General features: G+C 37.1%; 32 protein-coding genes. 12 read left to right on the forward strand and 20 right to left on the reverse strand.

All coding sequences use genetic code 11. The features are described from left to right. Positions 1 to 18 precede the first annotated feature (18 nt). From MVE01_RS08960 to yajC, 4 genes are read right to left on the reverse strand one after another with little or no spacing between them, the layout of a single operon-like run. Positions 19 to 357 carry a DUF6394 family protein gene (locus MVE01_RS08960; protein WP_472561843.1) on the reverse strand — a complete coding sequence of 113 codons (339 nt, stop codon included), beginning with the start codon at positions 355 to 357 and terminating at the stop codon, positions 19 to 21. A 29-nt stretch (positions 358 to 386) separates the two neighbouring features. Next, positions 387 to 1358, reverse strand: a complete 972-nt coding sequence (gene secF, locus MVE01_RS08965; RefSeq protein ID WP_472561844.1) for a protein translocase subunit SecF — start codon at positions 1356 to 1358, stop codon at positions 387 to 389. Beyond that, positions 1358 to 2941: a protein translocase subunit SecD gene (gene secD / locus MVE01_RS08970; RefSeq protein WP_472561845.1), complete on the reverse strand. Its 1584-nt coding sequence runs from the start codon at positions 2939 to 2941 to the stop codon at positions 1358 to 1360. Before secD ends, secF begins: the two co-directional genes overlap by 1 nt. Further along, positions 2928 to 3215, reverse strand: a complete 288-nt coding sequence (gene yajC / locus MVE01_RS08975; RefSeq protein WP_472561846.1) for a preprotein translocase subunit YajC — start codon at positions 3213 to 3215, stop codon at positions 2928 to 2930. The genes secD and yajC overlap by 14 nt, the downstream gene beginning before the upstream one ends. A gap of 11 nt (positions 3216 to 3226) precedes the next feature. Between yajC and MVE01_RS08980 the strand changes: the two genes are divergently transcribed. From MVE01_RS08980 to MVE01_RS09010, 7 genes are read left to right on the forward strand one after another with little or no spacing between them, the layout of a single operon-like run. Continuing rightward, positions 3227 to 4519: an apolipoprotein N-acyltransferase gene (locus MVE01_RS08980; RefSeq protein WP_472561847.1), complete on the forward strand. Its 1293-nt coding sequence runs from the start codon at positions 3227 to 3229 to the stop codon at positions 4517 to 4519. Next, positions 4516 to 4872 carry a membrane protein insertion efficiency factor YidD gene (yidD, locus tag MVE01_RS08985; protein ID WP_472561848.1) on the forward strand — a complete coding sequence of 119 codons (357 nt, stop codon included), beginning with the start codon at positions 4516 to 4518 and terminating at the stop codon, positions 4870 to 4872. The genes MVE01_RS08980 and yidD overlap by 4 nt, the downstream gene beginning before the upstream one ends. Next, on the forward strand, positions 4844 to 5851 hold the full coding sequence (gene pyrC, locus MVE01_RS08990) for a dihydroorotase (RefSeq protein WP_472561849.1): 1008 nt from the start codon (positions 4844 to 4846) through the stop codon (positions 5849 to 5851). Before yidD ends, pyrC begins: the two co-directional genes overlap by 29 nt. Then, positions 5852 to 6490 carry a carbonic anhydrase gene (locus MVE01_RS08995; protein ID WP_472561850.1) on the forward strand — a complete coding sequence of 213 codons (639 nt, stop codon included), beginning with the start codon at positions 5852 to 5854 and terminating at the stop codon, positions 6488 to 6490. A 47-nt stretch (positions 6491 to 6537) separates the two neighbouring features. Continuing rightward, positions 6538 to 7452, forward strand: coding sequence for a cysteine synthase A (gene cysK / locus MVE01_RS09000; RefSeq protein ID WP_472561851.1), 915 nt, complete (start codon positions 6538 to 6540; stop codon positions 7450 to 7452). Between the two features lie 9 nt (positions 7453 to 7461). Further along, positions 7462 to 8055, forward strand: coding sequence for an aminotransferase class IV (locus MVE01_RS09005; protein WP_472561852.1), 594 nt, complete (start codon positions 7462 to 7464; stop codon positions 8053 to 8055). Continuing rightward, positions 8052 to 8498 (forward strand): hypothetical protein, encoded by a 447-nt coding sequence (locus MVE01_RS09010; RefSeq protein ID WP_472561853.1) that lies wholly within the window; start codon positions 8052 to 8054, stop codon positions 8496 to 8498. Before MVE01_RS09005 ends, MVE01_RS09010 begins: the two co-directional genes overlap by 4 nt. On the opposite strand, the gene MVE01_RS09015 is transcribed toward MVE01_RS09010, so the two are convergent. Next, positions 8495 to 9397, reverse strand: a complete 903-nt coding sequence (locus MVE01_RS09015) for a LysR substrate-binding domain-containing protein (RefSeq protein WP_472561854.1) — start codon at positions 9395 to 9397, stop codon at positions 8495 to 8497. The two genes, MVE01_RS09010 and MVE01_RS09015, sit on opposite strands and share 4 nt — an antisense overlap. 182 nt (positions 9398 to 9579) lie before the next feature. Between MVE01_RS09015 and MVE01_RS09020 the strand changes: the two genes are divergently transcribed. The 4 genes from MVE01_RS09020 to MVE01_RS09035 all read left to right on the forward strand — a co-directional run bounded on the left by MVE01_RS09020 (position 9580) and on the right by MVE01_RS09035 (position 14163). After that, positions 9580 to 11646, forward strand: coding sequence for an ATP-dependent helicase (locus MVE01_RS09020; RefSeq protein ID WP_472561855.1), 2067 nt, complete (start codon positions 9580 to 9582; stop codon positions 11644 to 11646). A 32-nt stretch (positions 11647 to 11678) separates the two neighbouring features. Next, positions 11679 to 12539, forward strand: a complete 861-nt coding sequence (gene truB, locus MVE01_RS09025; RefSeq protein ID WP_472561856.1) for a tRNA pseudouridine(55) synthase TruB — start codon at positions 11679 to 11681, stop codon at positions 12537 to 12539. Continuing rightward, positions 12509 to 13285 (forward strand): 4-(cytidine 5'-diphospho)-2-C-methyl-D-erythritol kinase, encoded by a 777-nt coding sequence (locus MVE01_RS09030; protein WP_472561857.1) that lies wholly within the window; start codon positions 12509 to 12511, stop codon positions 13283 to 13285. The genes truB and MVE01_RS09030 overlap by 31 nt, the downstream gene beginning before the upstream one ends. Positions 13286 to 13383: 98 nt before the next feature. Continuing rightward, on the forward strand, positions 13384 to 14163 hold the full coding sequence (locus MVE01_RS09035) for a DUF2853 family protein (protein WP_472561858.1): 780 nt from the start codon (positions 13384 to 13386) through the stop codon (positions 14161 to 14163). An 11-nt stretch (positions 14164 to 14174) separates the two neighbouring features. Here the strand turns inward: MVE01_RS09035 and MVE01_RS09040 are convergent, their stop codons facing one another. From MVE01_RS09040 to MVE01_RS09055, 4 genes are all read right to left on the reverse strand, one after another. Continuing rightward, a complete protein-coding gene (locus tag MVE01_RS09040) occupies positions 14175 to 14759 on the reverse strand; it encodes a hypothetical protein (protein ID WP_472561859.1) in 585 nt (194 codons plus the stop codon). Between the two features lie 72 nt (positions 14760 to 14831). Then, a complete protein-coding gene (locus MVE01_RS09045) occupies positions 14832 to 15257 on the reverse strand; it encodes an Hsp20/alpha crystallin family protein (RefSeq protein ID WP_472561860.1) in 426 nt (141 codons plus the stop codon). 10 nt (positions 15258 to 15267) lie between these two features. Further along, positions 15268 to 15714 (reverse strand): Hsp20/alpha crystallin family protein, encoded by a 447-nt coding sequence (locus tag MVE01_RS09050; protein WP_472561861.1) that lies wholly within the window; start codon positions 15712 to 15714, stop codon positions 15268 to 15270. Between the two features lie 112 nt (positions 15715 to 15826). Continuing rightward, the gene (locus MVE01_RS09055) at positions 15827 to 16492 is read right to left on the reverse strand and encodes a Crp/Fnr family transcriptional regulator (protein WP_472561862.1); all 666 of its coding nucleotides are present in this window, start codon (positions 16490 to 16492) and stop codon (positions 15827 to 15829) included. Positions 16493 to 16611: 119 nt separating this feature from the next. On the opposite strand from MVE01_RS09055, the gene smpB reads away from it, so the two are divergent. Next, complete coding sequence (gene smpB / locus MVE01_RS09060) at positions 16612 to 17073, forward strand: SsrA-binding protein SmpB (protein WP_472561863.1); 462 nt, start codon at positions 16612 to 16614, stop codon at positions 17071 to 17073. On the opposite strand, the gene MVE01_RS09065 is transcribed toward smpB, so the two are convergent. From MVE01_RS09065 to MVE01_RS09115, 11 genes are all read right to left on the reverse strand, one after another. Beyond that, entirely contained in the window at positions 17070 to 17996 is a 927-nt protein-coding gene (locus MVE01_RS09065) for a hypothetical protein (protein ID WP_472561864.1), read from the reverse strand. The genes smpB and MVE01_RS09065 overlap by 4 nt on opposite strands. Position 17997: 1 nt before the next feature. Then, complete coding sequence (locus tag MVE01_RS09070) at positions 17998 to 18573, reverse strand: hypothetical protein (RefSeq protein WP_472561865.1); 576 nt, start codon at positions 18571 to 18573, stop codon at positions 17998 to 18000. A 280-nt stretch (positions 18574 to 18853) separates the two neighbouring features. Continuing rightward, entirely contained in the window at positions 18854 to 19213 is a 360-nt protein-coding gene (gene rplS / locus MVE01_RS09075) for a 50S ribosomal protein L19 (RefSeq protein WP_472561866.1), read from the reverse strand. Beyond that, positions 19203 to 19898 (reverse strand): tRNA (guanosine(37)-N1)-methyltransferase TrmD, encoded by a 696-nt coding sequence (trmD, locus tag MVE01_RS09080; protein ID WP_472561867.1) that lies wholly within the window; start codon positions 19896 to 19898, stop codon positions 19203 to 19205. Before trmD ends, rplS begins: the two co-directional genes overlap by 11 nt. After that, positions 19898 to 20425: a ribosome maturation factor RimM gene (gene rimM, locus MVE01_RS09085; protein WP_472561868.1), complete on the reverse strand. Its 528-nt coding sequence runs from the start codon at positions 20423 to 20425 to the stop codon at positions 19898 to 19900. The genes trmD and rimM overlap by 1 nt, the downstream gene beginning before the upstream one ends. A 4-nt stretch (positions 20426 to 20429) precedes the next feature. Further along, positions 20430 to 20672 carry a KH domain-containing protein gene (locus MVE01_RS09090; protein WP_472561869.1) on the reverse strand — a complete coding sequence of 81 codons (243 nt, stop codon included), beginning with the start codon at positions 20670 to 20672 and terminating at the stop codon, positions 20430 to 20432. A 6-nt stretch (positions 20673 to 20678) separates the two neighbouring features. Continuing rightward, positions 20679 to 20906: a 30S ribosomal protein S16 gene (gene rpsP / locus MVE01_RS09095; protein WP_472561870.1), complete on the reverse strand. Its 228-nt coding sequence runs from the start codon at positions 20904 to 20906 to the stop codon at positions 20679 to 20681. A 166-nt stretch (positions 20907 to 21072) separates the two neighbouring features. Beyond that, positions 21073 to 22431: a signal recognition particle protein gene (gene ffh, locus MVE01_RS09100; RefSeq protein WP_472561871.1), complete on the reverse strand. Its 1359-nt coding sequence runs from the start codon at positions 22429 to 22431 to the stop codon at positions 21073 to 21075. Between the two features lie 52 nt (positions 22432 to 22483). Further along, positions 22484 to 23401: a hypothetical protein gene (locus MVE01_RS09105; protein ID WP_472561872.1), complete on the reverse strand. Its 918-nt coding sequence runs from the start codon at positions 23399 to 23401 to the stop codon at positions 22484 to 22486. A gap of 224 nt (positions 23402 to 23625) precedes the next feature. After that, complete coding sequence (locus MVE01_RS09110; protein ID WP_472561873.1) at positions 23626 to 23829, reverse strand: hypothetical protein; 204 nt, start codon at positions 23827 to 23829, stop codon at positions 23626 to 23628. Between the two features lie 81 nt (positions 23830 to 23910). Continuing rightward, positions 23911 to 24336: a hypothetical protein gene (locus tag MVE01_RS09115; RefSeq protein WP_472561874.1), complete on the reverse strand. Its 426-nt coding sequence runs from the start codon at positions 24334 to 24336 to the stop codon at positions 23911 to 23913. Positions 24337 to 24455 lie beyond the last annotated feature (119 nt).

Below are 24455 nucleotides of genomic sequence, written 5' to 3' on the forward strand. Positions count from 1 at the left end.
TTATATACCCAGTCAAGATCAAAAATCTATTTTTTCTTTTGAACTTTCTATCATAGAGACAATGATCGTATAGAGATTGGCGATCACTGCACCGATCACAAGTCCAATAGCCATAGTTCTATTTTCATAAAATTTCATAGCAAAAAATGCAGGGATCAAATGCAAGTCTGCTACAAGTGAACCTGCCAGAAGTTCCGCAGAGAGTATATTTCTTACTCCGATCTTCAGTATCGTAGAAACCATATTGACCGAACCAGCGACAAACAGTGCCACCAGTGAATCTTCATACAAAAATGCTGCTGATGTTGTCAATGACATCAACGTAAAGAAGATATAAAAAACTTTTCCCCATTGCATAGTTACTCCTTAATGATACTTAGCCAATATTATAGCGTACCATTCTCATACATAGCACGCATTTTCTCTTTTTCTTTCTCTCTTTTGAGTTTTGCTGCTTCTTTTTCTCTAAAGTCACTCACAGAGAAACCAAGCCACATTAAAATAGGAGATGCTACAAAAATAGAAGAGTAGGTACCTACAACTACACCCACCAAAAGTGTAAAACTAAACCCTCGAATGATCTCCCCACCAAAGACGAACAGTGTCAGAACAACAAAGAATGTCGTCAATGAAGTCAGTGTTGTTCTTGAAAGTGTCTGGGTAACAGATTCATCAATGATCCCTGCCAGATCTGGATCTTTAATGTCTCTGATACCCTCACGGATACGGTCAAAAACAATGATCGTGTCATTTAGAGAATATCCGAGAATAGTAAGCAGTGCTGCCAAGGTATCGAGGTTTACTTCTATCCCAAAAAGCACTACCGCTCCCATAGCAATGGTAACATCATGCACAAGTGCCATAACTGATGCTACAGCAAAACGCCACTCAAACCGGAAAGAGACATAGATAAGAATACCAAGAATCGCCAGGAAGAGAGACATCAATCCTTTTTCTCTCAGCTCAGAACCTACCTTGGCTCCAACCATATCAACCCTTCTTATTTCAAAGTTCCCTGTGCCTTTAAGCAGCTCACGCATCGTATCACCCATATCTTTACCCAATGCTTTGGAACTGTTTTTGGTACGTATTATAATCTCATTATCATTTCCGAAATAGGTAACACTCGCACTTTCATAGTTTTTATCTTGTGCAATCGCTTTTCTCACTGCCTCTATCGGTGCTTTCTTCTCATAATGCACTTGTACCAGTGTACCACCGGCAAAATCAAGCCCATAGTTAAAACCTTTGGTAAAAATGAGTCCCAGTGATATAATTACCAATGCCAAAGAGAGCACACCAAAACGTTTACTTTTGCTCATCAAAGAGAGCGGTTTTTTATACTTAAAGACTTCCATTATTTTGCTCCCTCTGTTTTAATACCAAACCACAATCCCAGTTTTTTTCTGTCTATCTTTGGCATAAGCCACTGATACATCCCATGTGTCCCGACAATCGCTGTAAGCATCGATGCCAAAATACCGATCCCCATCGTCAAAGCGAATCCTTTAAGTGGTCCTGTACCGTATGCCCAAAGTACCACTGCTGCGATCAGTGTGGTTACGTTCGCATCTAAAATGGCGGTAAAAGCTTTATCATACCCATCTTCAACAGCTTTTGCTACCGACTTGCCTGCATGCAGCAGTTCACGTATACGTTCATTAATGATCACGTTCGCATCCACTGCCATACCTACCGTCAGGACAATACCTGCCATACCTGGCAACGTCAGTGTTGCACCAAAAAGTGACATAATTGCAATAATCAAAAAGAGGTTTCCTACCAGCGCCACATTGGCAATCACCCCTGCCATACCGTAATAAAGAATCATAAAAAGTACAACCAGTACAAACCCTAAAGCTAACGCTAGAGAACTTGCTTTAATATTATCTGCTCCAAGGCTGGGTCCTACAGAACGTTTTTCCATGACATATACAGGAGCAAGCAATGCTCCAGAACGCAAAGCAATCGCAAGGTCATGTGCTTCATTGAGTTTAAAGTTACCAGAAATCTGTACATGTCCGCCGCCAATGCGCTCTCTAATGACCGGAGCAGAGTAGACCTTATTATCAAGTACAACTGCCATACGTTTGCCTACAGCCTTAGCTGTATAATCACCAAAGATCTTTGATCCTTCTCCATTGAGTGCAAAGTTGATCACCGGTTGGTTATTTTTATCAAATCCTACTTTAGCATCCGTCAGTTTAGAACCATCTAATACTGGTATCTGTCTGAGCAGATAACGTCTTTGTTCATCATAGACATCAGGTAGGATAACATCACCATATTTTTTGGCTTCATTACTGTTCATTGTCATCACCCTGGCTGCTCTGTCTTCATCGACTGCCATAAGCTGCAGGTGTGCCGCACGGGCAATAAGTTCACGAATACGCTGTTCATCCGCCTGTGTCTTGATACCCGGTACTTCTACAAGGATCTTGTCTTCACCCTGCTTTGCCACTGTAGGCTCGGCAAGACCAAATTCATTAAGTCTGTTTCGTATGGTATCTACTGCCTGTTTAATGGCATTTTGTTTGGTTCTTTTTGCCTCTTTGGGTGTCATTTCAACTGAGAATTTTAAGCCATTCTCACTCAATACTGTACCCGGAAGCTCTTTTTTCAAAAGGGTCTTGGCTTTAGCAACATCATCCTTGTCAAGTAATTCAAAAGTGATCTGTTTACCCTCCACGATACGAAGATCATCAAAAATGATCTCTTCATCATCAAAAATATATTTGATCGTTCCCGCCATTGATTTTATACGGGATTCTATAGCTGTTTCACTTTTGATCCCAAGCAACATATGAAGCCCGCCCTGAAGGTCAAGCCCTAACGTGATCTTTTCTCCACTTTTACTTTGCATAATGGAAGGAATGGAAAAAACCACTCCAAAAATAAGTGCAAAAGCAAAAAGAACAACTCTGAAATTAAGCGTTTTCATTACCTGCTTCAACCTTTCTGGCAACAAATGCTCTGTCAAGCTTGACAATCGTGTCATCATTTAATTTGATTTTGATAAAATCTTCTTCAGGTTTAACGATCACCGCGATAAGTCCACCTGAAGTGACAATATTGTCACCTTTGGTTAAGCCTTCAAGCATCTCTTTGTGTGCTTTTTGCTGTTTCTGCTGTGGTCTGATGATTAAAAAATAAAAAATTGCAAATAAAATAAGTAGTGGTGCAAGTGAACCAATTACGCTACCTTGTTGTCCCATGAGGAATCCTTTTGAATAAAATTAGACAATATATTAGCACCTTTGTACTAATAAGAGGCTTTGCTATCTCCCTTTTGAGCTCAGCTTTTATCTACCTCAACCATTATGGCTTCTCCTCTGCACTGATTAACACTCTTTTAGCTATCATTTCTCTCTATCTTCTACTTCAACAAGATAAAAAAACATGGTTCTGGTACGGTTTTTTTATCGGTATTCTCTGGTTCTGGTGGATAGGACTGAGTTTCAAACACTACCATATGATATGGGCAATCCCTTTTGTCATACTTTTTGTAGGATTGGCTTACGGAATAATATTTTTATGTATTGCATGGATAGCTGAAAAAATTTCCAATTATTTTATCGGGATGGGGACAACCCACTCTACATTCCTCGCTTTAGCACTAAAAGCTTTAGGGCTTTTAGTGCTAAGCTACCTCCACCCTTTCAGTTTTGACTGGTACAAACCTGAACTGATGTTTATAGAGAGTTATCTTGGCATAGAAAAATGGCAGTTTGGTATTATTCTACTGGCTATAGTTCTAAGTCTATGGAAAAAACAGTTTCTTTATCTTTTTCTCACGCTTCTTGCCTATCAACCTACCATACAAATGAACCATCATATACCTGATACTGTGCAGATAGTCACGACCTATACCACGGTAGAAGACAAATGGAATGAAGCACTTCACCCCAAACAGTTTAAAAAGCTCTTTGCTTCTATAGACAAAGCTATTGATGAACATAAAACACTTGTGATTCTGCCCGAATCTGTTTTTCCTGTCTTTATCAATCATTCTCAAACGCTTATAGACAAACTGCAAGAAAGAGCTAAACATATTTCCATCATCACAGGTGGTCTCTATTGGGATGGTAAGACACCAAGAAATTCTGCCTATATTTTTACTAAGAATAAAGTATCTGTTGCAAACAAAGTAGTCCTTGTTCCTTTTGGAGAAAGCAACCCCCTTCCTGATTTTTTAAGCAACTGGGTCAATAGAGTGTTTTATGATGGTGCCGTAGATTATAAGGCAAGCCAAAATGTTGTGGACTATCGTATAAATAATACCACCTACCGAAATGCTATTTGTTTTGAAGCCACAAGTGAAAAACTCTATGAAGGTCATCCTGAAAATATGATCGTCTTAAGCAATAATGGCTGGTTTACCCCCTCCATAGAGCCTACTTTACAAAAACTCTTGTTAGAATATTATAGTAAAAAGTATGGTACCACGATCTATCATAGTGTGAATATGTCAAAGTCGTATATGATACAAAACGGTACAGTCATAAAGGATCTGAAATGAAAAAATTCTGGATAGCGCCTATTAAAGGCTATCAGTATATTTCAAAAATATTACCGGCAAACTGCAGATACTATCCTACCTGTTCAGAGTACGCAAAATGGCAGTTTGAATTCAATGTCCCACATCAAGCACTTTGGAAAAGTTCTTTGCGTATTTTACGATGCAATCAATTATTTGCCGGAGGTATTGACTATCCGCTCATTCATTACACACCGCCAAAGACCTCTGCTTTACGCATATCTAATGCAAATTATGGCAAAATGAAAATACTTTATTGGCTTGTGCCAAAAAATAAAAACCAGTTTTATATTTTAAAGGACTTTGATGGAACTTACACTCCAGGCACCACTTGATATGCACCTGCATCTCAGAGACACAGAGATGTTGGAGAATATCGCACAGGCAAGCACCCATACTTTTTCAGGGGCTATTGTAATGCCAAATCTTGTTCCCCCAGTAAGCAGTAAGGAAGAAGTGATTGCCTATAAAGAACGTATTATGGATTCGATTGGGAATGAAAACTTTATCCCCTATATGACACTCTTTTTCAAACCAGATTATGATAGAGTTTTTCTTGAAACCATAAGAGAGAAGATCACTGCTATCAAGCTCTATCCTGCGGGTATAACCACCAACTCAGAAGGTGGAGTGAGTGGTTTTGACGTAGAAGAATTACGTCCTGCCCTTGAGGCGATGAGTGATCTGAACATTCCTCTGTGTGTGCATGGGGAGACCAATGGATTTGTGATGGACAGAGAGGCTGAGTTTGTCTCTATTTATGAAAAACTTGCAGCTGCCTTTCCTAAACTCAAGATCATCATGGAACATATTACCACAAAAGAGAGTGTCGCTGCACTAGATAGATTTGAGAACCTTTATGCGACGATCACGATCCATCATCTGCTTATTACTCTTGATGATGTAGCTGGCGGTATGCTTCAGCCTCATCTTTTTTGCAAACCTATTGCCAAACGCCCTGAAGACAAAGAAGCATTGCTTAAAGTCGCATTGGCAGCACATCCAAAAGTGATGTTTGGTTCAGATTCAGCACCGCACCCAAGACATGCAAAAGAAAACTGTGGCTGTGCTGCCGGAGTATTTACAGCACCTATCGCACTGCAACTTTTAGTTGAACTCTTTGAAAAACACCATGCATTGGATAATCTGCAAGCTTTTGTCTCTGACAATGCACAACAAATTTATGGGGTAACCCCCCTAAACAAAACCGTAACACTTGAGAAAAAACCATTTAAAGTTCCGACAGATTACAATGGTGTAGTACCTATGTATGCTGGGGAAGAGATAGCCTATAGTATTAAGGAGGCGAAGTAAATGGACAAACGTTTGGAAGATTTTGGGAAAGGTCATGCCTCGTTTAAGAAAGTAAAATTCAAAAAAAATGAAGACCGCTTTAGAAAACTTGTAGAAGAGGGTCAAAATCCAAGAGCTCTTTTTATAGGATGCTCTGATTCACGAGTGATGCCTGCATTGATTACCGGAAGTAAACCGGGAGATCTGTTTATTGTAAGAAATATCGGTAATTTTGTTGCACCTTTTAACCCAGAGGCTGACTACCATGCTACCGCTTCTGCCATAGAATATGCCGTAAGTATCTTGAAGGTTTCAGATATCATTGTCTGCGGACATAGCCATTGTGGAGCGATAAGTGCTCTTTATAAAGAGATACAACAGACTCCGGAAAATATTCATACGATCAAATGGCTGGAGCTGGGAGCTGATGCCAAAAAAGTAGCGCTGCTTGCACACAAGAGTTCTCCCAAAGAAGAACTCTTGCATTACACAGAACAGATTTCTGTCGTCTATCAACTGGATAATCTACTTACCTATCCGGCAGTAAAGCAACGTGTTGAGGAAGGTTCACTTTTTTTGCATGGCTGGCATTATGATATAGAAAACGGTCATATTGACTATTATAATGATGAAGATTATGAATTTAAGCCACTTATATAAAAATGATAATATAGTATAATATAAATTAATATTTAAAGGAGGGTAATATGATCGCAAACAGTATTGAAGAGCTTATAGGAAACACTCCATTGGTTAGGATCAATTCACTCTCTAATGAAACAGGTACTACGATCTTGGGGAAATGTGAATTCATGAACCCTACTTCCTCTGTTAAAGACAGGATAGCACTGAACATGGTCAATAAAGCTATAGAAGCGGGCAAGATTACTAAAAAAACAACCATTATTGAACCTACAAGCGGAAATACAGGTATAGGACTTGCGGCTATCTGTGCTGCCAAAGGTCTGAAGCTTATACTTACAATGCCTGACTCAATGAGTATTGAGAGACAAAAACTGCTTACTTATCTGGGAGCCAAACTAGTGCTGACTCCTGCATCTATGGGGATGAACGGTTCTATTGAAAAAGCCAATGCATTAGAAAAAGAGATGGATGATGCACTTGTACTACAGCAATTTCAAAATCCTGATAACCCTGAGATTCACAGAAAAACAACAGCAGTAGAAATACTTAATGACACCAACGCAAATGTAGACATCTTTATTGCAGCTGTTGGTACAGGCGGGACACTTACAGGTACTTCAGAAGCCTTGAAAGAAATCCTTCCGTCACTCACTGCTATCGCTGTTGAACCTGCAACTTCCGCTGTACTCAGTGGGAGCAATGCTGGACCACATAAAATACAAGGTATAGGCGCAGGCTTTATTCCTGATATTCTCAATACTACTATTTATGATGAAACGATTGCAGTTAAAGACACTGATGCTTTCCACATGGCAAGAAAAGTAGCCAAAGAAGATGGTTTGCTTGTAGGTATCTCGTCCGGAGCCAATCTCCATGCTGCCTATCAAACAGCACTTAAACCTGAGAACAAAGGCAAAGTGATCGTGACCATCCTTTGTGATACGGCAGAGCGATACCTCTCTACCGAACTTTTTTAGGCGTATCCATTGCCTCTTCTTTTAGAAACGATCAAAATAGAAGATGGAAATATCCATAACCTTTCCTATCATCAGGCACGCTGCGACAAAAGCAGAGAAGCACTTTTTGGTTTGCATGACAGTTTAGATCTTGCTTCTGTGATCAAAGCACCTCTAAAGGGAGTTTACCGCTGTCGTATTCTCTATAACAAAACCATTCATTCTATTGAATATCTTCCTTATGTACCCAAAGAGATACACACATTAAAGATTATCTCCTCAACCATAAAATATGATCATAAATATGCCCATAGAGAAGCATTGGACGCTTTGCTTCATGGACAAGAGGGGATTGACGAGATCATCATAGAAAAAGAGGGATATTTGACCGATACAACTATTTCAAACATCGCCTTTTATGATGGCATACAATGGTTTACACCAACAAAACCTCTTTTGGAAGGTACTATGAGAGCTAAACTGCTTGATGAAGGATTTCTTTTGAAAAAAGATATCAAAAAAAAAGATATAGTTCACTACACACAAGTTGCTCTAATGAATGCTATGATAGGATTTAAGATCCTAAATCATTTTAATATAGCACAATACAAAGAGGATCAATGACTATTAACCTTTTTCAAACACCGGAATACAGAGCACTGATACAAGAGCATATAGAAAAAACCATAGGATATCTCTTTACAAAAAATCAGGAATTCGCGCTTGCATGTGAAATAAAAAATGTTCATTTCACCCCTGAACTTCCTTTAAGTGTACAAGAAACATTTCAAGAAACAGTACTTTTTATTTTAAGTGGATATACCTTTGAGAGTGCAACACTTGAAGAAGGGTATTTCTCTTTTGAAGCAGGGTTCGGAGAGGAGAATTTCGGCTCAACAGTCACGGTACCTCTACTTGCTATAAAGCAGTTATTTGTAGGTGATCATCCTATCGTCTTGAATCTTGCCCAACCTGTCAAAAAAGAGAAAGTTGAACAAAAAAGTTCCATGGAAGCCCTACTCAATAATCCGGAGAATAAAAAACTTATCAAGAAAAAGAAATCTTAGCATTGCCCTGCTAAGATATAGTCTACTACATTATCCACATACGCATTGTGTTTATTCTCCTTCGAGTAAACAATGAAAAACTTGCGTATCATAGTAAATCCTCTTAAACGCGCTTCATAAAGTTCACCTGCAGCAACCTCATCTGCAATTGCATGTTTGGAAATAATGGTTACAACCGGCTTGGCAGGATCTTTTTTACTTTTTTTGATCGTTTGCAGTACCGCAGTCGTATTACTCACTTCACTCACTACATCAAAACTTTTACATGAGACACCCAGTTCTTCAAACACTTCAGAGACAACGCGTCTGGTATGGGAAGTCTCTTCCCGACAGATCCATCGATACTCATACAACTCTTCTGTTTTAACAATTTTGGGAATAGGAACATTACTGACAAGAACAAGTTCATCTTCAAGCCATTCTCTATAGATAAGGTCATTATCTATTACTGGTGATTCAATAAGCCCGACATCCAATTTTCTATCTTTAAGTTTTTGAACAATAGCATCACTTACATCAATACTTAAATTCACATCATTATTGATCGCTTCACTCATAGCATTGAGACATTCTCCGGGAATCACATAGGTTCCAATCGTGTAGGATGCTCCCAATCTAAAAGTCATCTCTTTATTGATGATCTTTAATATGTCTTTCTCCGAGGAGTTGATCTCTTTTTCCAGCCTTGCAGCAATTTTGTAAAGTTCTTCACCCTCACCTGTAAGTTTGATCCCATTCTTTTTACGCTCAATAGTCTTGCATCCAAGATATTTCTCAATAAACTTTATTTGCTGTGTTACTGCTGGTTGGGATATGCCTAGTTTGGCTGAAGCTTTAGAGAAACTTCTTTCTCTGGCAACCGTCAAAAAAGTTTCCAACTTTACAAAATCTTTTAACATTACTTCCCCTTATTATTTTACATATAAAAATTTAACTATTTGTATTGTAACAAATTATACTTAACTGTGCATAAGGATTTCTTATTAATTATGTAAAATTCATTTTACTTATAGTTATCCATAGAGCTCATCTTAATTATTTTAACGATATAATATCTACTATATAGGAGTGTAATAAACTTATGGAACAGATACTAGAGGAACTCAATCCTTCACAGCGTGAAGCGGTTGAACATATTGATGGGGCTATGCTCATTCTTGCCGGCGCAGGAAGCGGAAAAACAAAAACCCTGACAACAAGACTTGCCTACCTTGTAGGAGAAGTAGGTATTGATCCTGCCAATACACTTACTCTTACCTTTACCAATAAAGCTGCTTCAGAGATGAGAGAACGTGCACTTAAACTCATCTCAAACAAAGTCTCCTATCCTCCTCTTTTATGTACTTTTCATAAGTTTGGTCTGCTTTTTTTAAAATTCCATATTGAAAAACTGGGACGAAGTAATACTTTTGTTATTATTGACAGCGATGACAAAAAACGTCTTTTGCGTTCTATTGCCAAAGAGTTGAAGATTGACCTAAACATTTCATTTATTGCCTCAGAGATCTCAAAATATAAAAATTCTCTGCTAACACCTGAAATCGTACTACAAAAAGCAGAACTTCCAGACTATAAAAAAGTAGCAAAAATCTATGAACAGTATCAGGCAAATATCGAAGAGAATAATCTTGTAGATTTTGATGATCTTCTTATGCTTACCTATAAGATCCTTGATGAAAATGATGCACTACGGCGCGAGACAAGCAACCGATACAAATACATTATGGTCGATGAATATCAAGATACCAACGAACTCCAGTCCCGTTTACTAGAACATCTCTGTTCAGAACACAACAATCTTTGTGTAGTGGGAGATGATGATCAGAGTATTTATGGATGGAGAGGGGCAAATATTCGTAATATCCTAGAATTTTCAGATAACTTTCAAGAGACAAAAGTTGTCAAACTTGAAACAAACTACCGTTCTACAGATCCTATTCTAAAAGCCGCCAATACCCTGATAGAACACAACTCTACCCGTTTAGGCAAGAAACTTACTTCTCATAAAGGAAGTGGTGAGGATGTGAAACTTCTACACTCACTGGATGAATCTATGGAAGCAAAAGCTATCGCACACCAGATACATACACTTTTAGATAAAGGGGTTGACCCGGATGAGATAGCAGTACTTTACCGTATTAACGCGCTTTCACGTTCACTTGAAGAGGGTTTTAGCAAAGAGGGACTTGCATTCAAGCTTATAGGTGGTATGCGCTTCTATGAACGTGCAGAAATTAAAGATATCATCTCCTATTTTAGGGTACTTTCAAACCCTCATGATGATTTTTCACTTATTCGTATTATCAATAAACCCAAACGAGGAATCGGAAAAGCCTCTATAGAAAAGCTGCAAAAAGCTGCTTTTGATACACATCTCTCACTTTATAGTTATATAGAACAAAGTATAGGTGGTAAATTTCCTGTAGTTGTCAGTAAAAAAGTAGCATCTGCGCTGGCTAACCTTGTTGAAGATATTCAACTTTTACAAGAAGAGATAAAAAATTCTCTTGGAAACTTCATAACACTTTTTGAAGAACGTATTAAACTCAAAGATCACTATGCAGGCATGGTTGACGGGTTTGACCGTCTTTTAAATATCGATGAATTTTATGGGTACTTCAGAGATGCGGTCATTAAAAATCCGGATCTTACTTTAGACGAATTTCTCAATGACATTTCTTTACAGAGTGATCAGGATCAGATAGAAGAGAATGCCATTACGATCATGAGTATTCATGCCGCCAAAGGATTGGAGTTTGAACACCTTTTTGTCATAGGACTGGAAGAAGAGTTTTTTCCTCTGCTTGGTGATGGATGCAATATGGAAGAGGAGCGTCGTTTAGGGTATGTTGCCATCACCAGAGCCAAGTCGGATCTTACCCTTTGCTATGTCGACAGCCGTTTCTATAAAGGTCGTCGTAAAATGATAGACAAGAGCCGTTTTCTCGGAGAAGCCGGGCTCATTCAAGATACAAGCCTCAAAATAACCAAGAGCTCAGCCTTTAAAAAAGGTGACCTGGTCAAACACAAGATCTTTGGTATCGGACGAGTGCAGGCTGCCAACAAGTCCGGTAAAGAATATAAACTTCTCATTAATTTCGGTGGGAACAAAAAAGAGATTTTGAGCTCTTTCGTACAGTCAATCTAATGTAGCTCAAGGTGCACTACGAGGAAAGAACAGTGAACAGACTTTTTGTCGTCAACAAACCCATTTTCAGAACATCAAACGGCTATATGCGCTATGTCAAACGGAAATATAGTACCAAAAAAGTAGGCTTCTCTGGTACGCTTGACCCCTTTGCTACCGGTTGCCTTATTGTGGCTACAGGGCAATATACAAAGCTATTCCAATATCTAAACAAAACACCCAAAAGCTATAAAGCAACTTTATGGCTGGGAGCAAATTCTCCCAGTCTTGATATTGAACAGATAGACAGCATTAAAGAAACAGGAGCTTTTAAAGAGCAGGTTATTAAAGATATACTTGCTTCACTCCAGGGAGAACTAACGTACTATCCTCCAAAATTCTGTGCTAAAAAAATTAATGGAAAACGTGCCTATGAACTTGCACGCCAAGGGGAAGAAGTAGCACTTAAAACCATCACTTCTACCATCTACGACATCAGGCTTATCAACTACAACCACCCTTTTGTACATTTTGAAGCCAAAGTAAGCGAAGGAACCTACATCCGTTCTCTTGGTGCTCTCCTTGCAGATAAGCTGGGAGTTGACGGTACACTTTCCAGCCTTCACCGTATCCATGAGGGACAATTTTACTATGACAATGAAAAAGCACTTGATCCCTTTACCCATTTAGCTATTCCTTCCAATATTTATACGGGAGAAGAATCATATTTAGAGTTAGGGAAAAAACTTTCTATAGACTATTTTGACACTAAAGAGGACGGTATCTATCTTATTGAGACATTAAACTTTTTCTCTATTATTGAGATACATAACCAAGAGGTTGCATACCGATTTAACAGAATATCAAAATTTGAGGAAAATGAATGTACAGCATCAAAGCCCATGCAAAAGTAAATATTTTTTTAAAGATCACCGGTCATAAAGAGGGTTACCATACTCTGCTTTCAAGATTTGTAAGAGTGGACGATCTCTACGATACCATAGAATTCATACCCTGCGAATGTGATAGTTTTACCATAGAGGGGTGTGAGAGTGTACCCTTGGAGTCCAACACCATTTACAAAGCCTACAAAATACTTAATGAATATACAGGTGATCTGGACATTCTGAACTTCTTTTACAAACACAAGGTGGTTGTAACCAAACGTATACCTTCTCAGGCAGGCTTAGGCGGAGGCAGTTCAGATGCTGCTGCTTTTATGCGTTTAGTCAAAGAGGCTTGTAATCTCCTACTCTCCACAGAAGAGTTGGCACAAATAGGCAGTAAGATCGGTGCAGACATTCCCTTTTTCATCTACAACTATCCCTCTGCCAATGTAAGCGGTTTTGGAGAAGTGGTACATCCTTTTGATGAGCCTCCTTTGAGCTTAGAACTGTTTACTCCTGAATTGGGATGTGATACTTCTGAAGTTTACAAAACATACCACAAATACCTTATGCGAACAATGGATCCAACTTCATTTTTCGGATGGGAAAAAATAGATTCAAAAACCCTACTTGGTCTCATCGCTGATCCTATAGCTTTAAATGATCTCTATCCTGCTGCACTTGCTACCTATCCGGAGATAGAAAAGCTAGATACAAAAGGATGGTTTTTCAGCGGGAGCGGGAGCACATTTTTTAAACCAAAAACAAACTAATATTTTCTGGTTTTGGAACTACTTTTATCATAATACAATATATTAAAAACACATGAAGAGGTTATGCTATAATAAAATAAAACTCCAAAGGATACATCATGGCAATTGTTATAACAATCACAAAGATATTTAAAAAAATTTTGACCATAGGAACACCTCCTGATGATGATGTCCTCTACAGTAAAATAGTAAAACGAAAGATTCCTGACAAAAGTGCTGAAGCACTTGTAGTCGAGGATTTTAAAAATGCTATACAAAGTGTAAAAAGTAAATTTGCGAATACTGACTCTCCTGCTAAAGAAGAAAAAACCACATCTGCCAAATTTGAGTCTAATCCTACAGCATCAATAGCTAAAAGTTCCTCTGCTAAAACAGACTCAAACATAAAGAAAAGTACCACTAAAAAAACTGAAACAAAGAAAAACACAATAAAAAGTAGAGAAAAAAAAGTAGAGAAAAAAACAACTGTAAAAAAGAAAAAACCAGTAACTACAAAAAAAACTGCTACTGACACAACAAAGAAAAAAAGTACCCCAAAAGGAAGTAAGAGAACTGAAAAAATTGCTTTATATATCAAAGATATTAAGAAACATTACGGTGAAGCAGATAAAGATTTTGTAACTATTATCGTGAAAAATCTTGGACCATCTATCTACAGAAAGGATGCTGAATTGGTATCCTGCTCTGACCCCAAGGAACTTGACACTGTCAGAAGAAACTTTCTTGTGAAAAAATTAGGGTTGAAACTCAGCAAAAAAGACCTTGATGCCGCAATACAGGAAGTATGTCTGGAGTTAAAAAGCACTCGGAAAAAGTACCGTGCGACTTTTTATTACAGACTTGCGCAAAAATTTAAAAAAGAATCCGTACTTAGTTAAGAAAAAAAAGCTCATTGCATCTCTTTTACATTTGCAATAATCTGATCTCGTATCTGTTTTGCCGTATGGTCACTCTGTATATCCAATTCACCAACTAAATCTGCTCGTATATAAACAGTAAGTCTTGCCAAAGCTTCGGAGAGAAGATCGGCATCATGTATACTGATATGTTTATCATCAGCAACTTCCTGATTAAATATATTTAAAAAATTTTGATACTCCTTTAAGACGGCAGGTGAAGCAAAAATTGCAAGACGGTGTGTATGAAACTGTAACCTAGTTAATATCTCTCGAGAGACATCTTTTTGAAGTACAATCTCTTCAATCGTATCTATAAGACGTTGGTATGTCTCTGTTTTTAACTCTATGAATTTAACACTTTGTTCTTTTTCAAGTTCTACACTTGTTTGTTTATTCAAAAGCATTGCCGTAATTAAAATCGTCGCGAGTGTACCTAGTACAACTAAAATGATCTCTTGCGTAAACGGCATAGTATCTGTGATTTTATATGCCAAACGCAAGAAAAAGTAACCACCTATAAAGACAACTCCACTTAATATCATTAAAGTTATATTGTTTGTAAACCATTTTTTCATTATCTTGTTGCCTCTATAGTTATTGATTTTCTAAATTATATCAGAGTAATCTAGGATTACTCTTGAAATATTCTAGCTCACAGCAATACTTTTAGCTTTACGAGATTCCTCTTTTTCGAGTGTGACATAAAGTCTGCCATCCTCATATTTGGCATCTATTTTTTCTGTATCTATACCTTCTGGAAGCACAAAACTTCTGGAAATAAGACCAAAATTGCTTTCACAAAGATAATAATCATCTTTCTTGACTTCGTTCTTCATTTTTCTTACCCCTTTAACAGTTAGAATATTATCTTCCACCTTTAGCACGATATCCTCTTTTTTTACACCAGGAAGGTCTATCTCAACTCTAAAAGTATCGTTTCCTTTTTTTGCCAGATTCGCAAAGGGAAGATGACTGGCAACATTGGCAAATGACTCTTTTGCTACCTCAAGACCATGTTCAACTTTTTCTTCAACATTATGTCCGACTTCTTTTGCAGTTTTTACAATATCCATTATATTCTCCTTATTTTATCTCTATTTTTTTAGGTTTTTTCTCTTCTTCTTTAAGCTTTGGAATTACTACTTCCAAAACACCTTCTTTTGACTCAGCATGAATATCCTCTACATTAACCTTTTCAGGCAACGTAAAACTTCTTGAGAATTTACCGTAACGGCTTTCTACTTTATAGTAATCCTCTTCTTTTGCCTCTTCTTTAAGTTTTCTTTCTCCTGAAATAGTTAAAACATTGTCCTCTGTGGTGATTTCAATATCCTCTTTTTTAATACCAGGAAGATCAAGCTCAATATAATACGCTTCCTCACCTTCTCTTGTATTGACGGCAGGAAGAAATGATGCAATTTCACTTTCATCTCTGCCAAGATCAAGATTGTTCATGATGGTATTAAGTACTTCAAATCCTCTTTTTACATCACTGAACTCATTGTGTGGGTTATATCTTGTTACAAACATCGTATATCCTTTTTATGTAAATTCTTATTTAGCATAAATTTGGCTAAATATTTAAAGATATAATAACAATTTTGAATAGGATTTGATGCTACTTTAGTAGCATTTTTAAATGTTAGATAAGTTTTATTTTTTTCAGTAACTTGTTCGCATCAAGTATTTGAAGTTTTCTCTTCTTCTCATCAATAATTCCATCCTCTTTGAGTGCTTTAAGATGTCGTTCAACCACATGACGTACCGTACCTATGAGTTTGGCTATTTCGGTATGAGAAAGTCCATGAATCAAATTATACTTCATCACATTTGAAGGATCAAGACTTTGCAATAGAAGTTTAATAAGTCTTTCAGAGGTGGTGTAGAGAGAAATATCTGTTGCCAACTCCTCCATATTTCTCATTTGCATTGCAAGATATGGAAAGAATTTTTTATTAAATTCAGAGTTGGTATATACAAGTTCTCTTACTTTTTCTATAGGAAGTTCTATTGCCTCTGTATCTTCAAGTGCTTCATACATCACATCATGTGCTTTCCCGTCAAGCAGAATAATAGTGTCAAACATATCACCTTCTCTAAATATAAAGATAGTCTGTTCCTTGGCATTTTGCAAATTAAGTTGATAACTCTTTATTTTTCCTTTTACGATCACATAGAAATAGTGTGTCAATGCACCATCTGAAAAAAGAGCCTCTCCTTTTTTAAATGTTTTATGTTTTGTATAGGGTGTTATCTCATGTTCTACACTTTGCGTTAAAAGTTGAAATGAATGATGATTCTCTTGCACATGTTACCTTTTACTTTTAATATATTGTACCCTATCCACACAAAGAATGAAAGCAGATATCTCTTACTGTTTATTACACTCTTATTTGTGCTATAATTCTACAAAAAAGGCTGCTTAACTTGGCTATCAATATCGTTGCACAAAACAAAAAAGCCAGACATGATTATGAGATACTTGAAAAATTCGAAGCTGGTATCGTACTGCAAGGCAGTGAAGTCAAAGCATTGCGTGCCAAGCGTGCCAATCTTTCAGATGCTTTTTGCCGTTTTATTCAAGGTGAACTGCATCTAATGAATGCACATATTGCACATCTTGAAACAACCAATAAACATTACAGTAGAGACACACGGACGCCTAGAAAACTTTTACTTCACAAAAAAGAGCTTGAAAAACTCTATATCAAGGTCCACAAAGAAGGTCTAACCATTGTTCCACTCATGCTCTATTTTAATGAACGTAATTTTGCCAAAGTAAGCATTGCCATAGCCAAAGGTAAGAAACTGCATGACAAACGTGCCGACATGAAAGCAAAAACACTTGACAGAGAAGCACAACAGGCGATGAAGAATCGATCTTATTAACTCTTTCTTCTTTTAATTTGTAATCTTTCCCTCACAGAGATATAGGTTCTTTTCTTTTTTTCTAAAACTACTTTACGCTTTTTTAACAGCTTTATATGATAATTTGGTACAAGTTCTCGTACTTCTTGTAAACGTTTCCAGGCAGAAACTCTCTCATACCCTATAAAAGTATAAATACTCTTTTTGATCCTTCGTACCAAATATTTGAAAAAACGTCTCACAGGGAGATGAAACACTTTTTCCAAATACACCTCTATCCATATAAATAGATCCATCAAAAAAGCATAGATCTTAACTAAATATTTTTTCAAAAAAGGTATATTTTCCATCCACTCTAAGATCCATGAAAAGAGTAATACTTCTACAAGCGGTGCGATCCAGCTTCCCCAGAGAAAATCCGTAAAAAAATAAACTACACCTGTCGTTACTTTAAGAAAAATCGCTAAAAGCAGACTCCAGAACCTTGCAATAAAGACTTTCATAACAAGCATTCCACCCATGAGTTTACCTATAAACCCCAACGAACCTAAAAACGTAATACCGGTAATTAACTGTTTTGCCAGAGGAAAGGTAGCGAAATTTTTTTTAATATAGGCAACAAGTCGTTTTATATCATCACTGATAGGATCAAAAAAATGTATTTTTAGATTTTTACTGATCACTTTTTCTATAAGATAACGTTTACTTAAGCCCGTAGCACCGATAAATGTCATTTTTTTTAGAAAAAGGGTGAAGATAAATTTCCCTTTAACCAAAAAAAATGTACTCAGTATCATAATAATATGTTTTTTTGCAAAAAAAAGCATACGCAACAATAATGCGATCAAAAAAGTACGACTCTGCTCTATAGAAAAAAGTATAACAAGTAACACAATGATCGGTAGCAATACCCACCATATTTTTTTGTCAAACACTTTATGCATATTATTTATCCAAAGAGTCTTTAAGATGTCTGTAATACTTTTTCAATTTTTTCACAAGAGGACTCTCCTCTTTGAAATATCTCTCTTTTACCTTATTCCTAAATCGTTTTAAAGTCTCTTTGAGCTTTTCAAGACGCACCATGGTGTCTTTATATATCTGAAGTGATTTAAGCCAATCTATTCCCTGCATGATACGCTCATAGATCCACTTAAACCATCCAAACTGCATAAGCTTCTCTTCTGTAGCCCTAAATAACCAAAATGTAAATGCTGCTATAGGTATCTTCATAAGATACAAAGAAAGTCCCATAATAACTCTGCCACTTAAAAAGAGCATACCTGCATAAATACCGAAAGTCTCTACTACAGCAAGTAATACTACAAAAAATACAAGGATTACAAAAGGATTTACACGTTGCAGTTTTACTTCTATTTTTTGCAATATTTTAAGGGAATGCACTGCATCATAAATAGGTTTGGCGATGCCCTCCCATATTAACTCTTCAAAAATAATAAAAATAAGTACAAGCAGAAGCTGGAGAAGAGAGATGATCCTATTTTTGATCTTTAATAGCATTAAAATTTATCCTTGGTGATTTTGAAAAACATTATATCAAAAATTAATAGTAAAAATGTCAAATAAGGAAGGAGTATATGAGTACTAATTTACATTAAAATAGATTATTTCATAATAGTTGTGCTTAGATTTGTGGGTTTGGATAAAAGAACTTACAATATTTCAAAAAATAAAGATTTCTTTTTGATTTTACGTAGATTTGTAGGTTATGAAGAACCAACCTACAAATAGTAAGTAGCTGAACAATTCCCACAAAGATACGGGAAGGCAGAAAGAAAAATTATTTTCTGCGGAGTTCTTTGATACGTGCTGCCTTACCTTTGAGTTCTCTAAGATAGAATAATTTAGCACGTCTAACTCTACCTTTTCTAACGACTTCAATACTTTCGATACTGTCAGAGTAAAGCGGGAAGATTCTTTCAACACCAACAGAGTTGGCACCGATCTTTCTTACCATAAAAGTACGTCCTGTACCTTGACCTCTGATCGCAATACAAAGCCCCTCAAAGTTCTGTACTCTCTCTTTAGAACCTTCTTTAATTCTAACGGCTACTCTTAAAGTATCACCCGCTCTAAATTCAGGAACATTTCTGTTTTCCAATTGCGCTTGCTCAAAGCTTTCAATGTATTTATTTCTCATGTGTTATACCTTTTTTGTATAAGTCTGGGCGGAAATACTTTGTTTTACACAAAGCAAGCCCTCTTTTTAAGTCCGTGATTTTACTATGATTACCCTTTAAAAACTCTGAAACGACTTCATTGTTTTCATAATTTACAGGTTTTGTAAATGAAGGGGCTTCCAGAAGTGATTCTTCAAAACTTTCTATACTTAACGAATCACTGTTACCAAGGACTTCATCCACATTCCTGCTAATAGCATCACAGACCACCATACTTGCCAGCTCTCCACCGGTCAAAATAAAATCCCCAATAGAGAAAAGTTCATCTGCCAGTGCTTCTATGACTCTTTCATCTATACCTTCATAGCGTCCGGAAACAAGAACAATATGCTCTTTTTTTGCCAAACGTTTTGCATCATTTTGTGTAAATCTTTTTGCTACAGGTGTAACAAAAACAATGTGAGCATCAGGAGACTCTTTTTTTATTACATTCAATGTATCTATCAGGGGCTGCGGAGTCATTAACATCCCTGCCCCACCACCTATCATCGGTGCATCTACACGATTATGTTTATCCGTTGTAAGATCACGCGGATTAAAAAAATCTATAAAGATCTTTTTATCCTCAATCGCACGTTTTAAGATACTTTCTGAGAAATACCCTTTAATAAGGTTGGGGAAAAGTGTCACAAAAGAAAAATGCATCAACTTGCCTCAAGTATATCTTTGGCATCTTGTGTGTAGACTACTTTATCTTCTGTATCTGCCTTGATCACATAACGCTTGATATAAGGTAAGAGAAAATGTTTAGGCATCCCTGCTTCTATCAGTGCAGGATCAGTTTTTATGGAAAGATAATCTGTATCAAGCATACGCTGTATATCTTCAATCACACCCAGTACCTCATCCCCCTGTTTTACGGTAGAACCGATAATATCGAACCAAAAATGCTCTCCTTCCCGAAGATCACAATTCTCTTTTGTCTGTGCCATTGTCGAAAAGATTTTAGCATTTGTCAGTTTTTTTGCAGCATCAATACTTTCATAGCCCTGAAAACGGATTGTACCGCGTTTAAAATTTATATCGGAAATCGTAAGATCACCTCGATTACTCTTGTAGGTATGCCCTACCTTGAATTGTTCCGGAAAATCTGTATGGAGGTGGAATTTAAGGTCGCCCCAGAGTCCAATTGTTCGCCCGATCTGAGCGATGAAAAATTGTTCTTGGGACATAGTCTTAGTCTGCAGGCTTTACATTAACACGGTAATTTTTACCGCCTTTTGCCTTACAGCCTGAGATAACTGTTTTTATGGAGTTTATCATGCGTCCCTGTTTACCAATGAGCTTACCTATATCTTCACTATTCGCAAAGATTGTGATCTCATCGAAATTCTCATCCATCTCTTTTATCTCTATAGAAATATCTTCAGGATGCTCGACTAAAAGCTGAGTATAAGAACGAAGGAATGCATCTACCATTAGAGATTATTTACCTGCAAGTCTTTTTACAGTTGGGCTCATTTGTGCACCAACGCTTAACCAGTAGTTCAATCTTTCTTCATCGAGTGTAAGATCTTTATTTGCAGATACCGGGTTATAGTGACCGATCGCTTCGATCCAACCACCATCTCTTCTTTTTCTACTGTCTGTCACTACGATTCTGTAAAATGGCTTCTTTTTTCTACCCATTCTTGTCATTCTGATCATTGTCATATTGTGTCCTTTTAAATGTTATCTTTGCATGATAGATCACTTTGAGGTATAAAGTATCTAACTATCAAGTCCTGACAACTGCTTTTTAATGACTAAAACACTCATCAAGGCTTAACGGAACGCGATTTTACCATAATAAGTATAAAAATTTTATTAAATATAAATGTTAACGAGGCATACCAGGGAAACCACCACCGCCCTGCATCTGTTTCATCATATCCTGCATCTGTTTCATCCCGCCTTTTCCTGACATCTTCTTTGCCATCTTTGCAGCATTCTTAAACTGTTTAAGCACACGGTTGACCTTTGCCTGATCAAGTCCGGCACCTGTAGCCAAACGTCTTTTACGCGTATTGTTCAGAAGATCAGGATTTTCTCTCTCTTTGGGTGTCATCGAAGAGACCATTGCCTTGATCATCTTGATCTCATCAGAGTTTTCCAGATCCATATCACCAATCTGTTTTGCCATATTACCCATACCAGGTATCATTCCCATGATGGATTTCATGCTTCCCAGTTTTTTCATCTGCTCCATTTGACCCAGGAAGTCATTAAAATTGAATTGACCCTTTTTAATCTTTTGGGTCATACGTTTTGCCTCTTTAGGATCAATGGCAGCAGCAGCTTTTTCTGCAAGGGATTCCACATCCCCTGCCCCCATCAGACGACTGACAATACGGTCTGCAATGAACTGCTCCAAATCAGGCATTTTCTCACCCGCACCAATGAAGCGAAGAGGCACACCTACCTGTTGTGTAAGACCAAGTGCTACCCCACCCTTGGAGTCACCATCAAACTTGGTCAAGATCACACCGCTTATACCGATCTTTTCTTTAAAGGTCTGTGCTGTTCTGACAGCATCCTGACCTGTCATGGCATCAGCTACATAGAAGAGTTCATCAGGGTTGGCTACTTTTTTTACCTCAGCCAACTCACCCATCAGCTCATCATCAATTGCCAAACGACCTGCAGTATCTATCAGTACTACATCATAAAGCTCTTTTTGGGCCTTTTCAAGCCCCTGTTTAACGATCTGTGTCGGTGTTGTATTCTCATCTGCTACCAGTTCTACTTCTATTTGGGAAGTGATCTGTCTAAGCTGTTCAACCGCTGCAAGTCGTTGAAGGTCAGCTGCGATTACAAGGACTTTTTTCTTCTTTTGCTCTTTAAGGAAATATGCCAATTTCCCTGTGGTTGTTGTTTTACCTGAGCCCTGAAGACCGATCATCAGTACCACAGTCGGTGGTTTGGATGCAAAGGTGAATCCTTTTGGTGCACCTTCTATCGTAAGAATATCTGTAAGTTTATTTTGAAGAGCAAGAAGAAAATTATCTTTACCTACACCATTCTTTTTTGTTTCAATTTCAACAGTTGAAATAAGATCTTTAACAACTTTATGATGCACATCAGCCTTAAGAAGTGACTTTTTAAGTTCTGTTGTTGCTTTTTTGAGCGCCTTATCATCATCATGGAAACGAATCTTTCCAATGGCATTTTTAAAACTGTCAGTTAACGTATCAAACATTTCTTACCCTGTTATTTTGAATTACGTGATTTTACCCTAGATGGGCTTTAGTTTAGAAACTTAAACCAAACCCAAAATTAAATCCGTCAAACTTGTCACCACGTACCATATTGATATCTAACGTTACTTCTTTGATCCACTCTTTTTCTACAGGACTTGCCAAGTGAAATGTCGTTCCCAGAACAAAAAATTTATCACATCCCACTACATCATCCATATCTCCTGCCAAAAATATTTCTGAAGCATATATTTCAAGCTTCAGAGGAAGATCATATATCTTGGTAAGCTCAGGAGTGATCACCCCTGCTTTAAGTTTTGTAATGAGGGAGGTCGTATCTGAAATCGTTGCATACTCACTGTCCACATTGGTCTTAAAGTGTCTTATCCCTGCTCTAAAATAAGGTTGATATGCATTGATCATCGGATGGTAGCCTATAGATGTAGAGAGCTCATAGGTATGATGTGTCCGGTTACTGTTTAGAATATCATCTATGGCTTTATCATCAGGGTTATTCCTATCCAATGATTGAGATGTTTTGTAGTCACCATTCACTTTAGAGTAGATATAGGCTGCCCCCATCATCATATCGGTATCAGGTAAAATATTCAACCGGACACCACCACCTACTTTAACTGCATACGTGGTCATTTTTTCTGTATCTTCTACCCCTCTGCCAAAATCAATATGCTCTTCTTCGTATTTACTGAATCCTACGCTCCCGTTTGCATAGAAATTGTAAAAATCACTGTCACTTTTAAACTGGTAAGTAAAAGGAAGAAAGTGTGTATCAAGTGTTGTATCCGAATCATCAAACGTATAATATCCTGAACTGATGATATCTTCAGAGGTAAAGAAGAGAATACTGTTGACCCCTTCTGCATATATATTTGCCAGATCATTTTTAAAATCTGCACTGGCTGTAGAGATATAAAGTGCCGATAAAATCGGTAATAATACTAAATTTTTCACTTAATTTCCTTTTTTGTTATGATTTTCATATGACTCTAACTATAAGTTTATCATAAGCAATCATAGAACTTCATCCTATCATCCGGTTCTACCTATGCTGTAATATATAGAGAATTGCTTACGGAAAAGGTCTTTGATCTTTCCTAAAAAGTTCTTCATACTGGGAAACTACATAAATTTTCAAGATAGCAGACTTTTACCCACACTAAAAATAAACCTCTTTTTTATTGCACTATTCCCATTTCTCTACTATATTCTCTCACATCTTCGTTAAACTGGTCTATTTCCATCTTTAAAAACTGCTTATAATGCCCGCGTATAATGATGACCGGCATCCCCACTTTTTTCTGATAATCTAATTCATATTCTATACTAAAAATGACAAAAAGAGAATGACATCTTTGGCTCTTTTTTTTCGATTGTGCCAAGTTTGGATGTATGAATACTGTGTGAAAGATTGTTTTTAAAAAAATAACAAACAGAAAAGGTACAAAACAGCACTTTTGTAGTTATTTGCCGAAATTCTGAAGAGCTTTTCTGTCAGAAGTTGACATGTTGTCCATGCTGTCACGTGCTGCATCTTTTGCTACTTTATCATAGCTGTTCTCTTGTTTATAACTGTCACGTATCGCTTGATCTCTTGAAGCTGCTCTTGTATTCCTTTCTATCTGCTCAAACTCAGCTTTACAGGTTCGGTATCCGTCTTTCCAGCCTTCTCTGTATTTAAGGTTTCTATTAAAAAGATTAACATTTTTTTTGAATTGGCTGAACATATCTCCTGCAGATTTTTTACCGGTTTCACATCCGTCACCGTACCCTTGGGAGTAATTCGATCCATATCCCTGTGCCATCATGTTCTCTGCTGTACTTGCACACCCGCTAAAAAGTATTGCTGCTGTTCCCATAGCCAGGATCATTAAAACTCTTTTTGCCATTTTCTTCTCCATTTTTTGATTTAATCGATTAGCATAACGTATTTTCTGTAAAAAGTGAATATCATTTTTAAGTAATACTCTTTTCTATTATGATAAATACACAACAACAGTTTATTTAA

Origin of the sequence: Sulfurovum sp. (assembly GCA_026990595.1) — a bacterium.
Taxonomy (GTDB): Bacteria; Campylobacterota; Campylobacteria; order Campylobacterales; family Sulfurovaceae; genus Sulfurovum.